We start from the raw sequence: 12008 nt of genomic DNA on the forward strand, positions 1-12008 counted from the left end.
GCATGAAGTATTCAATTGTCATACCCGTCTTCAATTCCGGCCCCAAGATTGCCACCACAATCGAAAGCCTGCTTCAGCAGGTGTCGGTTCTGAAAGGGGAAGACAGCGTTCATGTGATCGTTGCTGACGGGGCTTCGACAGATGACACTTTGGATCATGTGCGTGCGTTTGATGACCCACGGATCGAGATCATTTCCGAACCGGACAGCGGCATGTACGACGCGCTGGCCAAAGGGTTCGCGCGTGTAACCGATAGCGATGTGACCAGCTACATGCCTGCAGGCGAACGCTATGATCGTTACACATTCGAGATTGTCTCGATGATCTTCAAAAAATATGGCCAAATCAAATGGCTGACGGGGCGCGCCGTGGCACGCAACTGCTATGGACATATTCATGATGGCCGCCTCCGTCACCCTTATCTAAGAAATTTGATCGATTGTGGAATGTACGGCACTCGTCTGGATGCGATCCAACAAGAAAGCACTCTGTGGCGTTCAAGCGAAGATTTGTTGATTGACCTAGAGCACCTCACGACGTTCAAACTCGCAGGCGACTATTTTCTCTGGAAGTCTTTAGCTCAAAAGAATGAACTCTATGTCGTCAATGCACATATGGGATCGTTCACTTTTGAAGGTGACCAGCTATCTCGCCAGGTTCCCGGGGCTTACCGCAAAGAAATGCGCACCATTCGTCGCAAACCCACGGTAATGGAACGGCTCCATGGGTTGCTATTACGTCAACGCGAAAAACGCATTGTGCCAAAGTATTCCGCAAAACGCATGGTCACCTTCCACCTCGATACCGAAGAATGGGTGCTAAACGAATAGGTCCTTCCTCACTTTCCCTCACAATTCTGCGTGACGTTTGATTTATCGAACCGGATCGGTCACAAATCAAGATAGTCACCAGACAGGGATGAAAGATGCGCCTGCTGATCATAGTAATGCTTGCCGTGAGCCTGCTGACTTCGGCTGCCGCAGCGCAACCAGATAACGTGTTCCGTCAGGCGCATGACGTCGGCAAAGGTGCCCGTTCCAGCCTCGATCCGATTTCTCAAGGTCGCGTGCTTCAAATCACCGAGAAAATTATGAACCGCTTGGCGCGTCCCGGAATGGATGGCTTGCCGCAGCCTGATCTGGCAACCGAATGGTACACAAACAAGGATGGCACGGTTTGGACTGTCAAATTGCGCGAAGGGGTGCTCTTTCACGACGGCTCCCCTTTTGTGGCCGCCGACGTCGTTTACACCTTCAACCGCACGCTTGATCCGGCCACGAATAGCCCAGCGCAATCATTGCTTAGAATGTTCTCAGGAATAGAGGCATTGGACGATCTAACGGTGCAATTCACACTGGAATCAACGTTTGCGGATTTACCACTACTGCTGATGGATCCACGCTTGCGGATCATTCCGGCAGGCACCGGCGATGAAATCGCTCAAACTGGAATTGGCACCGGACCTTTTATGGTGGAAAAGTTCGATCCGGATGGGATCACGCATCTGGTCGCCAATCCAAACTATTGGGAAGGCGCGCCGTATATTGAGCGAATAGAGATTATCGGCGTTCCGGATTCGCAAGCGCGGTTGCAGGCGTTTTTGGCAGGCCAGTTGGACATGGAGCGTGGAATTCTCCCCCTCCTCCGCCGGGCTCTGACACAATCAGACCGCTACATCATCCAAGACATCCCGACTGGAAACTGGTCAGGCTTTGTGTTTCGAACGGACACTGCCCCCTTTACCGATCCGCGTGTTCGCAAAGCCATCCGTCTCGCTGTTGATCGCGAAGAACTTCTAAAACTGGCTCTTGATGGCGGCGGCACTGTGTCATGTGACACGCCGGTTGCTCCGGATGATCAATATCGCGCCAATATGGAGTGCCCTCAAGACATAGAGGCGGCGCGCGAGCTACTGATTGAAGCAGGTTATCCCAACGGCATTGGAATAGATCTCCATGTTTCCACCATTGACCAAGCCTGGTCAGCGCTGGCCGTAGCGTTTCAGCAGCAAGTCTTACCGGCTGGCATATATGTGAACATTGTTAAGTCTTCAGCGGATGGATATTGGACAGAGATTTGGAAAAACAAAGATAGCTTTGCAACAAGTTGGTCAGCTCGCCCCGCCGATCAGGTTCTGAACGAGGCCTACCACTCCAGTGCTAGCGGCAACGAAAGCTACTATCGCGACCCAAACTTTGAATTGATGCTGCTTGCCGCACGCAAAGAGTTGAATTTCGAAGATCGACGCAAGCTCTACATTCGCGCGCAAGAACATCTGGCCGACACATCAGGCACCCTCATTCCCTTTCATCGCACACAGCTGGTTGGCCTCTCTAAACGTGTTCGTGACATCGATCCGGTGCGCAGCGATGTGATCCGCTGGCATCTGGTCAAGCTGGTCGACCCCGACACTTAGATCGATTGCTCTGCCCAATACCCCGGAACAATACGCGCAATATATGTAAAGAAATGCGCCTATTTCAGTAACAATTCTCGCAAAACCGGTTGACGCCCCTTTTCCACAGACATAGTGTCTCGCACACGCAGCAAAGGAGTCGCGCAATGAACGCGCTAGTCGTAATTCTAAGCAAATGGCGCATGGGCCGGTAACGGACACCATAACGGTACCCCATGCGCCCCCGAAGATCGGGGGCTTTTTTATGCGTATAACGATGACGTCACGAACGGAGCGATAGTATGACACGTCAGATGAGCGGAGCGAAAATGGTAGTCCAAGCCTTGAGGGATCAGGGTGTGGATGTCGTGTTCGGGTACCCCGGTGGCGCCGTGTTACCGATTTATGACGAAATCTTTCAGCAAAACGATATTCGCCATGTTCTGGTCCGACACGAACAAGGTGCAGTTCATGCCGCTGAAGGGTATGCCCGTTCAACCGGTAAACCCGGCGTTGTTCTAGTAACATCCGGCCCCGGCGCGACCAATGCCGTGACCGGCATCACTGACGCGCTGCTTGATTCCATTCCGCTGGTAGTTTTGACCGGTCAGGTTCCGACCTTCATGATCGGCAATGACGCCTTCCAAGAGGCCGATACCGTAGGCATCACGCGTCCCTGCACAAAGCATAACTGGCTGGTCAGCGACACGGGCGACCTGTCTGACACATTACATCAGGCGTTCCACGTTGCCACTACCGGCCGTCCCGGCCCGGTTGTTGTGGACATCCCCAAAGACGTTCAATTTGCCAGCGCGGAATACACCCCGCCCGGCAAAGCAAAGACCAATCATTATCAACCACCAGTCAAAGGTGACATCGAAACCATCACAGAACTAGTTGAGGCGATGGAAACGGCCAAACGCCCCGTGTTTTACACCGGTGGCGGTGTGATCAATTCCGGCAATGCCGCAAGCCAACTGTTGCGTGAACTGGTAGAGGCCACTGGCATTCCAATCACCTCTACCCTGATGGGCCTTGGGGCTTATCCGGCATCCGGCAAAAACTGGTTGGGCATGTTGGGCATGCACGGCCTGTATGAAGCAAACATGGCGATGCACGACTGCGATTTAATGATCAATATCGGTGCCCGCTTTGACGACCGGATCACTGGCCGCGTGGATGCATTCAGCCCAAATTCGATCAAAGCACACATCGATATTGATCCCTCATCGATTAACAAGGTGATCAAGGCCGACATCCCAATTGTCGGAGATGTTGCACATGTTCTGGAAGATCTGCTCAAGGTCTGGAAATCACGAGGACGCAAGGTCAACCGAGAGGGCTTGCAGCAATGGTGGGCAGAGATTGAGGACTGGAAAAAGGTCAATTGCCTCGCATTTACCCAAGAAGGTAAAACCATCAGGCCACAACATGCACTGGCGCGTCTGGAAGAGCTGACTAAAGGCCATGACCGATATGTCTGCACCGAAGTCGGGCAACACCAAATGTGGGCCGCCCAGTACCTGAATTTTGAAGATCCCCATCGTTGGATGACCTCGGGTGGTTTGGGTACGATGGGCTATGGCTTTCCGGCCTCTATCGGTGTTCAGATGGCACACCCTGATGCTTTGGTCATTAATGTGGCTGGTGAGGCCTCGTGGCTGATGAACATGCAGGAAATGGGCACGGCTATGCAGTTCAATCTGCCCGTGAAACAGTTCATCTTGAACAATGAACGCCTTGGCATGGTGCGCCAGTGGCAAGAACTGCTGCACGGACAGCGCTATTCACACAGCTGGTCTGAATCCCTGCCTGATTTTGTAAAACTTGCCGAAGCTTTTGGTGCCAAGGGTATCATATGCACGGATCCTGCGGATCTGGATGACGCAATCATGGAAATGATCAACTATGATGGCCCGGTGATTTTCGACTGTTTGGTTGAAAAGCATGAAAACTGCTTCCCGATGATTCCATCAGGTGAACCACATAACAAAATGCTGTTGGGCGAAGCGTCAACCGAAGACGCGATCGGAAACACTGGCGCGGTGCTTGTGTAAGCGCTTTTGAGTCGCTGGCACAGATCCAAAGAAAGGCTAAGACATGTCTGCTCTAAAAATCAAAAAAGGCTCGAACAAGCACTCGGCTTATAACCTGCGTCCAACGTTTTCGGATGTGATTGAACGGCACACATTGGCGGTTATCGTCGATAACGAACCCGGCGTTCTAGCGCGGGTTATCGGTCTATTTTCAGGCCGGGGTTACAACATTGACAGCCTGACCGTGGCCGAGGTCGATCACACCGGGCACACTTCACGCATCACTATCGTCACCACTGGCACACCGCAGGTGATCGAACAAATCAAAGCGCAACTTGGCCGCATCGTTTCGGTTCATGAAGTGCACGACCTGACGGTCGAGGGTGACTCTGTCGAACGGGAACTGGCACTTGTTCGGGTGCATGGAACGGGTGACCAACGAGTTGAAGCCCTACGTCTTTCCGAGATCTTCCGTGCTCGAGTCGTAGATTCGACACATGAGAGCTTTGTATTTGAGTTGACGGGTGCCCCAGATAAAATCGACGCCTTTGCAGAACTGATGCGCCCCCTTGGCCTTGGGCGTATCGCACGGACAGGTGTCGCGGCCTTGTCACGTGGGCGATAAGAACACCTTTCGATCCAGAAACATTGGCGGGCAAAACTGCCCGTCAGCTTGAAATGGGGTCCGACCGCAGGTTGCAGATCCATTAATTCAGTTCAGTTCTAGACCAGCACTTTACTCAATTTGATTTACAGAATTGAGTTAAATAGATCTGAGACGATGGCCATTTTGCAGGAAACCCGTTCTTGAGGGTGTTCTCGCACGGGCAACATCAATCGGAACCACTTTGGTTCCACTACTTTCGAATTTTTGCACTTCATTTTGTTTTTTGCGATCTGCTGCGGTTTGAAGACTCGATACGAGTTGAGGATACGCTCCGGGCTCAACAAGCTGCGCGTTTTCTGCACGGCGAACTTTACCGTCATCCACGATATCGAATCTAACCAAGTCGCCTGCCTCGATCGCACAGGCTTCCACTCCTTGAACAACTTCACTGCTCAAGAAGGCCAAATTCCCATGATCTTCACACCAGATTACAGCCCGATTCTGATCCGGATCACTCCAAAGTACTACCCCAAACATGCGCTCCCCTTCTTTACGCAATAGGGTCATTATCTGCATTGAATTTTGTTTCTGGTATGGCTTTTTGAGTGTCGCATAGATCTATTTTGTGTCACTTTTTTTGATAATTGACGCCAAATAGCATCAACTGTGACTTGAGACACATCAAATCATTCAATTTAAGATTAAAAACCAATAAACTGTATGAAGTGATCCTTCTCTACCCAAACGAGCGGCCTTTTTTGTGAGCAACATCCCCTCTCCCGCCCCTGCCCAATTTGAACCCGCTGCGCTGAGACGAATTTTCGGTGACAACCTTCGCATGCTTTGTGATCAATACCCTTCAGTTTCTAGCATATGCCGGGAATTGAGAATTAACCGCACGCAGTTCAATCGTTATTTGTCCGGCGACAGCTTTCCTCGCCCCGACATCCTGAGCCAGATCTGCCAATTCTTTGATGTTGATGCGCGCATTTTGCTGGAACCGATCAACGAGTTAAAGGCGCGCGAAATTGACCTCTTGAACCACCCCATCCTGAGTGGTTTTTTCGGCTCCGAACCCGTTCATGTTGATGAAAGATTGTTCCCAAGCGGCTTCTACCGCTTCGTCCGCCCTAGCTTCATTGATGACACAAAATTCGCTTTGGGCCTCGTTCATGTCAAAAGAGCATCAGGATATACGTTCGTTCGCGGATTTGAGCCGCGCGAAGCACTTAGAATGCAGGGATTGTCGACACATCCGCAACACAGAGAATATCGAGGAATGATCATGCGCCAGGAGGAGGGCATTATGGCCATCGTTTCACATCGGAATTCAATGTCATGCTCCTTCAATTTCCTGTCGCAGGAAACATCTTTCCAATCCAATCTCTGGGAGGGTTACGCGACCCGCACCACACGTGAAAAGGTCTCGGGACGACGAGCGACACGCATGGTGTATGAACACCTCGGCCACGATATGGCCAAGGTCATGCAATGTGCGCGGCAATCAGGGCTTATCTCGCGCGAAGACGTTCCACCGTTTCACCTGAGATTGCTTCGACTGGATCAGGAGTTTCGCTAAAATCGTTGCCCTTACAGGTCGCCTCAGATGCTATGTATGTCGCGAAAAGTTGACCCATTATCGCATTTAGATAAAATTATGACTGCATACGAGGCACGAAAGAATCTGCCTTGGTTTCAATAGAAACAACCTGACAACCATAGTTCTATTCGCCAGTGCAAGGACATCCCTGCCAGCGTATACTCGATAACGGAGAGCCACGATGTCGCAGCCCATCACCGATCTGTCTAATGTGCGCACCACTGTAGACAAGGCCAACGGCCTGCCAAATCCGCATTATGTTGACCCTGTGGTTTTCGAAGAAGAAAAACACGCCTTGCTCAAGACGCAGTGGGCAGGCCTTGCGGTAACTGCAGACGTGCCGGAAAACGGCGATGCAAAGCCAATAGAGTTTCTTGGCCAGCCACTGTTGCTGGTCCGCGACAAAGACGGCGATGTCCGCGTGTTCCACAATATCTGCCGCCACCGCGGCATGATCCTTGTCGAAGAGCCGCGCAAAATCGAAGGCGCCATTCGCTGCCCCTATCACTCGTGGTGCTATTCCACCAAAGGCAAATTGGTTGCCACACCCCACGTTGGCGGGGCTGGCCACAATACCCACGAATCGATCAATAAATCGGAACTGGGCCTCAGCGAAGTGCGCAGCCACATCTGGCGTGACGTAATCTGGGTCAACCTATCCGGTACCGCCCCGGAATTCGAAGATGTAAACGCAGACTTGATCGAACGGTGGAAAGAGTTTGATCTGCCACTGTATCATGGCGGCACAGATAGCCGATTTGAACTACACCTCCAAACCAACTGGAAGCTGGCTGTCGAAAACTATTGCGAAAGCTATCACCTACCGTGGGTTCACCCCGGTCTGAACAGCTATTCGCGCCTTGAAGATCACTACAACATCGAAAAATACGGCAGCTACTCCGGCCAAGGCACAACTGTGTATCGCCAGCTTCAGGACGAAGACGGCAAAAGCTTTCCTGACTTTCCCGAAGTGGGCCCCAAATGGGGCGAACAGGCAGAGTACATTGCCGTCTATCCCAATGTATTGCTGGGAGTTCAACGCGATCATGCCTTCACCATCGTACTGAACCCAATCAGCACCGAAAAAACGGTTGAGCATATCCACCTCTATTATGCGGTACCGGAAACAGATCAATCCCTGCGGGCCACCAATACCAAGATGTGGAAAGAAGTGTTCGAGGAAGATATCTTCGTTGTCGAGGGCATGCAAAAGGGTCGCCACGTCGAGGGCTTTGACGGCGGGCGCTTCTCGCCGGTGATGGACAGTCCAACACACTGCTTCCACGACTGGGTGGCTGGCAAGATCGAAACCTATCGCTCCATGCAGCAGGCGGCTGAATGAGCGACACGCTTGATGCGAAAATGATCGCAGCGCACGAGGCGGGTGACAAACCCGCCTTGGTGCGCCTTTATTCTCAAGCGGCTGATGAGGCGAACGATGTCGATGCAAGCTGTTTCTACCTGACACACGCCTATATCTTTGCGCTCGACAGCGGTGCGCCCGAAACAGACGCACTCCATGCACGCCTTGTTGCGCAGGGGCGTGAAGCCTGAGCCGCCACGTTGCGGCTCTTTCCCTCAAATCCACTCCGTGTAATGCTATTCCATGAACAACCGCGAAGCAGGTGAATGGAAAAGGCTCTTACACACTCCGATCTGGGCATTTTGATCCCCGCAGCTGGTGCGTCCTCGCGAATGCGTGGTGCCGATAAACTGCTTCAGGACGTCGATGGGCTTCCCCTCCTCAAGAGACAGGTTGAATTAGCGCTGACTTGCAATGTACCTGCTTGCGTTACCTTGCCCGCGAAACAGTCTGTGAGGCATCAATTGCTCGCCCCTTATGAAGAGAAGGGCCTTACTGTTATCCTGTGCCAGAATTCGACGGAAGGGCTGGCTGCCTCAATCAGGTTGGGTGCACAGTGGGCACAAAAGAAGGGCCTAAGTGGAGTGATGGTCCTTCTGGCAGACCTGCCCGAGGTGACCTTAGCAGATCTTAGGACAATGTTTGCACACGCCTCTGCCGCGCCTCACGCGATCGTACGGGCTTGCAACCAGATGAGCGAACCGGGCCACCCTGTTATCTTCCCTCAACGCATGTTCGAGAAGCTGATGACACTTTCAGGGGATCGGGGCGCGAATGCTTTGCTAAAAAGCGAGCAAATAGAATACGTCCCCCTACCCGAAAACCATGCTACCACCGATCTGGACACGCCCGAAGAATGGGAAGCCTGGCGTAAGAGATCTCGTTAAAGGCCGCCTTTTATAGTGCGATTACTTTGACCCGGTGAAAATACGGGACCAATCATTCGCCATATCGACCAACACCCAACCACGCTCCGCAGCCTCATCCAGGCCACGGTTCAGAACGCCAACATGACCTTCGCGGTCATAGGCCCATTCGCGCTCCGCATCGGTGTGATGCACGAGAATGCCCAAACGTGGCCCCTCTCCTGCGGTTGACCATTCAAGCATGGCAAAATCACCATCCGAGTTCCCTCCGGCAATGATGGGGCGTTTGCCGATGATCCGTTCGATGTTAATTGGTTTGCCTTCTTTGTCGTCGACAAACCCAATGGCGGGAGCTTTTACGATTTGTGGCACACCATCAGTCACGTGATATTCGGTTTCCGTATAGGTGCCGATCACCTGTTCCGTCGGGATGCCATAGGCCTCTTGAGTAAAGACGCGCATGAAATGGATGCCACCTCCGGACACGATATAGGTCTTAAACCCTTCATCCCGCAAATAACGCAACAATTCGACCATCGGCTGATAAGTCATCTTATTGTACGGCAAGTCCGTTTTTGGATGCGTTGCGCTAGCCAGCCATTCCGCAACGGATGCTTGAAAACTCTCAACCGTCATTCCGGAATGGGTAATCTTCAATACCTCGATCAACCCCTCCTTTCCCGTTGCCATGAGCGCTTCGTAATCGCCTTCCGCCGCGGCCTTGAGGGCATCTGAGGTGAGGATGGAAGGATCAGACTCGGCCATCTTGGCAACTTGATCAACGGCATAGATCAATTGGAAATAAACCGGCTGCTCCCCCCACAAAGTGCCATCATTATCAAATACTGCAATTCGATCAGATGGGATTACGTAATCTTCTGACTTGGGATCTGTAACTGATTGTACAAAGTCAATAATTTGCGTTTCAGACTCCCCTTCCCAAGATGGCAAAGGGTCAGCGCATACAATTGCGGGAAGCAGAGCCAAAGACACTCCAGCTGAAAATAGTTTCATCATAGCAATCTCCAAAATAGAGGTCGGGCCCCGGGAAACCCCGGAACCCGATAAAATCACGAGACTCTTATTTAGAGCCGGTCTGCTCTAGGATTTTGTCCTTGGCGTCGCCGATCGTGAAGCTACCCGGTTTCTGACGAGGCGGAAATTCTTCGAATGTTGCAAGAAACTTCCCGACATAATCCGCTGCTGGTAGCAAAAGATAAACGCGGTCGATGTACCAGTCCCAATATGTGTTGGATGTGATATTGGATCGCTCATATGGGTCACGCCGCAGATTGAAGAGGAGTGGAATGCGCAGCTCTGTCCAAGGCTCAGCCCATGCCCGCAAAGTCTGGGGATAGCGGTGCTCAAGGAAGATCGCCTTCCAATCGTTATAACGAAGCGCGGTCAGGTCGCCATCATCCGAGAAATAGAAAATCTCGTTTCGTGGTGATGCCGCTTCCTCACCCAGCAGGTAACCAAGCGAATTATACCCATCCAGATGCACCTTGTAGCTGCGCCCAATCGCTTGAACGTCGCCGGCCAAAAGTTGTTCCTTGATGTCAGGAACACCCGCCATCGCCAGGAAAGTTGGCAACCAGTCCATGTGGTGCATAATTTCGTTCGACACGGTACCTGGTTCGATTTTCCCGGGCCAACGCACCATCGCAGGAACCCGGAAACCACCTTCCCAGTTGGTGTTCTTCTCACCACGGAACGGTGTCATAGCGGCATCAGGCCACGTGTTCATATGAGGCCCGTTGTCTGTTGAGTATTGAACGAAAGTTTCGTCAGCAATACCCAGCTCATCCAACAGATCCAGCAACTGGCCCACATGCATGTCATGTTCGATCATGCCAGCGGTGTATTCATCGGCGACACCGCCGATAATTTCGTTGGCCTGAGCCCGCATGTCATCTTTCACATGGGTTCGGAAATGCATTCGTGTGCCATTCCACCAGACAAACCATGGAACACCCTCTGCCTCTTTACGTTTAATAAAATCGATTGCCCCAGCAAGGGTTTCGTCATCCACAGTCTCCATCCGCTTGCGCGTCAGTGGCCCCGTGTCTTCGATTGAACCATCAGCAGACGATTTAATCACACCCCGAGGACCGAATTGCTCGCGGAACGCTGGGTCAGCAGGATAATCCTCGTTCTCGGGCTCTTCCTCGGCATTCAAGTGGTAAAGGTTGCCAAAGAACTCATCAAAGCCATGATTTGTCGGCAGCATTTCATCCCGGTCACCCAAGTGGTTCTTGCCGAATTGACCCGTTGCATAGCCTTGCTCTTTCAAAAGGCCCGCGATGGTTGGGTCTTCAACCTGCATGCCTTCCGGGGCGCCAGGCATGCCCACCTTTGACAAGCCTGTGCGGAAGACCGACTGTCCCGTAATGAATGATGATCGACCAGCTGTGCAAGATTGCTCTGCATAGTAGTCGGTGAAAATCATCCCTTCATTGGCGACGCGGTCGATATTTGGCGTTCGATACCCCATCAGTCCCATCGTGTAGGCAGAGATATTCGATTGCCCGATATCATCACCCCAGATCACAAGGATGTTCGGTTTCGACGCGTCCTGCGCCACCGACATTCCGGAGAATAAAATGAGTGCAGCAGACGCTTGCGTCAGCCTTCGTAATAATTGTGACATATCCAGTTGTCTCCCCATGGAAATTCGTCAATTTTACTGCCCGCTGCCTATTAAATTTGCCACGGCCTATATTTGGAGTTCGTTATTATTTGGCACGCATAAGCATCTTTTAATTGCAGGATTCTTCTAATGATTGCTTTACGATAACCCGACATTGGGCAATGTGTCATCCTTAGAATTTTTGTTTCCTACAATGAACGTGCACCTTTACCGTTTCGCCACGAACGTGATTCAGTGCTTCGGTCGGGTCTTTCGTACAGATTGCAACGAATGTCCTGTGTGGATAGCCCCTGCATAGCAAGACATTTTTGAAATAATTTTGCACTGGTCAGAAGCAGACGTGTGTCCGGCCTGTTTGCGCGGCGCACGCGGCCGCTGGCCCTGATGGTTTCCGCAGGCCAAGTCCCATACGGGTTCTCGGACAACAAGGTGTCCTGGACATTCGACGGGGTGTCTTGGTTGGCGGGCTGACTGTGCTCCATCATTTCAAG

The 12008-nt window shown here is 52.0% G+C and carries 12 protein-coding genes; 9 read left to right on the plus strand and 3 right to left on the minus strand.

The genetic code is table 11. From position 1 onward, the window contains the following. Nucleotides 1–2: 2 nt before the first annotated feature. The 4 genes from ROA7450_RS17795 to ilvN all read left to right on the plus strand — a co-directional run bounded on the left by ROA7450_RS17795 (nucleotide 3) and on the right by ilvN (nucleotide 5056). Nucleotides 3–830, plus strand: coding sequence for a glycosyltransferase (locus ROA7450_RS17795; protein ID WP_085807301.1), 828 nt, complete (start codon nucleotides 3–5; stop codon nucleotides 828–830). 95 nt (nucleotides 831–925) lie between these two features. Further along, entirely contained in the window at nucleotides 926–2416 is a 1491-nt protein-coding gene (locus ROA7450_RS17800) for an ABC transporter substrate-binding protein (protein ID WP_085807302.1), read from the plus strand. 281 nt (nucleotides 2417–2697) lie between these two features. Next, on the plus strand, nucleotides 2698–4452 hold the full coding sequence (locus ROA7450_RS17805; RefSeq protein WP_085807303.1) for an acetolactate synthase 3 large subunit: 1755 nt from the start codon (nucleotides 2698–2700) through the stop codon (nucleotides 4450–4452). A gap of 43 nt (nucleotides 4453–4495) precedes the next feature. After that, nucleotides 4496–5056, plus strand: coding sequence for an acetolactate synthase small subunit (gene ilvN, locus ROA7450_RS17810; protein WP_085807304.1), 561 nt, complete (start codon nucleotides 4496–4498; stop codon nucleotides 5054–5056). Nucleotides 5057–5194: 138 nt separating this feature from the next. Here the strand turns inward: ilvN and ROA7450_RS17815 are convergent, their stop codons facing one another. Further along, nucleotides 5195–5575, minus strand: coding sequence for a hypothetical protein (locus ROA7450_RS17815; protein WP_159454097.1), 381 nt, complete (start codon nucleotides 5573–5575; stop codon nucleotides 5195–5197). Nucleotides 5576–5921: 346 nt separating this feature from the next. Here ROA7450_RS17815 and ROA7450_RS17820 point away from each other — a divergent pair, with 346 nt between their 5' ends. The 4 genes from ROA7450_RS17820 (at nucleotide 5922) to ROA7450_RS17835 (ending at nucleotide 8888) form a co-directional block, all read left to right on the plus strand. Next, nucleotides 5922–6617 carry an XRE family transcriptional regulator gene (locus tag ROA7450_RS17820; RefSeq protein WP_234999581.1) on the plus strand — a complete coding sequence of 232 codons (696 nt, stop codon included), beginning with the start codon at nucleotides 5922–5924 and terminating at the stop codon, nucleotides 6615–6617. Between the two features lie 202 nt (nucleotides 6618–6819). Then, nucleotides 6820–7980 (plus strand): aromatic ring-hydroxylating oxygenase subunit alpha, encoded by a 1161-nt coding sequence (locus ROA7450_RS17825; protein ID WP_085807306.1) that lies wholly within the window; start codon nucleotides 6820–6822, stop codon nucleotides 7978–7980. Continuing rightward, nucleotides 7977–8192, plus strand: coding sequence for a hypothetical protein (locus ROA7450_RS17830; protein ID WP_085807307.1), 216 nt, complete (start codon nucleotides 7977–7979; stop codon nucleotides 8190–8192). Before ROA7450_RS17825 ends, ROA7450_RS17830 begins: the two co-directional genes overlap by 4 nt. A gap of 75 nt (nucleotides 8193–8267) precedes the next feature. Further along, nucleotides 8268–8888, plus strand: coding sequence for a nucleotidyltransferase family protein (locus tag ROA7450_RS17835; protein WP_085807308.1), 621 nt, complete (start codon nucleotides 8268–8270; stop codon nucleotides 8886–8888). Between the two features lie 21 nt (nucleotides 8889–8909). On the opposite strand, the gene ROA7450_RS17840 is transcribed toward ROA7450_RS17835, so the two are convergent. Beyond that, nucleotides 8910–9881 carry an HAD family hydrolase gene (locus ROA7450_RS17840; protein WP_085807317.1) on the minus strand — a complete coding sequence of 324 codons (972 nt, stop codon included), beginning with the start codon at nucleotides 9879–9881 and terminating at the stop codon, nucleotides 8910–8912. A gap of 67 nt (nucleotides 9882–9948) precedes the next feature. Continuing rightward, nucleotides 9949–11517, minus strand: coding sequence for an arylsulfatase (locus tag ROA7450_RS17845; protein WP_085807309.1), 1569 nt, complete (start codon nucleotides 11515–11517; stop codon nucleotides 9949–9951). 342 nt (nucleotides 11518–11859) lie between these two features. Between ROA7450_RS17845 and ROA7450_RS21450 the strand changes: the two genes are divergently transcribed. Beyond that, nucleotides 11860–11988: a hypothetical protein gene (locus tag ROA7450_RS21450; RefSeq protein ID WP_268808482.1), complete on the plus strand. Its 129-nt coding sequence runs from the start codon at nucleotides 11860–11862 to the stop codon at nucleotides 11986–11988. The last annotated feature ends 20 nt before the right edge of the window (nucleotides 11989–12008 follow it).

Origin of the sequence: Roseovarius albus, assembly GCF_900172335.1 — a bacterium.
Lineage (GTDB): Bacteria > Pseudomonadota > Alphaproteobacteria > Rhodobacterales > Rhodobacteraceae > Roseovarius > Roseovarius albus.

Coding starts and splice junctions, on each gene's coding strand:
- ROA7450_RS17795 (WP_085807301.1), top strand. CDS start 3: ATGAAGTATTCAATTGTCATACCCGTCTTCAATTCCGGCCCCAAGATT.
- ROA7450_RS17800 (WP_085807302.1), top strand. CDS start 926: ATGCGCCTGCTGATCATAGTAATGCTTGCCGTGAGCCTGCTGACTTCG.
- ROA7450_RS17805 (WP_085807303.1), top strand. CDS start 2,698: ATGACACGTCAGATGAGCGGAGCGAAAATGGTAGTCCAAGCCTTGAGG.
- ilvN (WP_085807304.1), top strand. CDS start 4,496: ATGTCTGCTCTAAAAATCAAAAAAGGCTCGAACAAGCACTCGGCTTAT.
- ROA7450_RS17815 (WP_159454097.1), bottom strand. CDS start 5,575: ATGTTTGGGGTAGTACTTTGGAGTGATCCGGATCAGAATCGGGCTGTA.
- ROA7450_RS17825 (WP_085807306.1), top strand. CDS start 6,820: ATGTCGCAGCCCATCACCGATCTGTCTAATGTGCGCACCACTGTAGAC.
- ROA7450_RS17830 (WP_085807307.1), top strand. CDS start 7,977: ATGAGCGACACGCTTGATGCGAAAATGATCGCAGCGCACGAGGCGGGT.
- ROA7450_RS17835 (WP_085807308.1), top strand. CDS start 8,268: ATGGAAAAGGCTCTTACACACTCCGATCTGGGCATTTTGATCCCCGCA.
- ROA7450_RS17840 (WP_085807317.1), bottom strand. CDS start 9,881: ATGAAACTATTTTCAGCTGGAGTGTCTTTGGCTCTGCTTCCCGCAATT.
- ROA7450_RS17845 (WP_085807309.1), bottom strand. CDS start 11,517: ATGTCACAATTATTACGAAGGCTGACGCAAGCGTCTGCTGCACTCATT.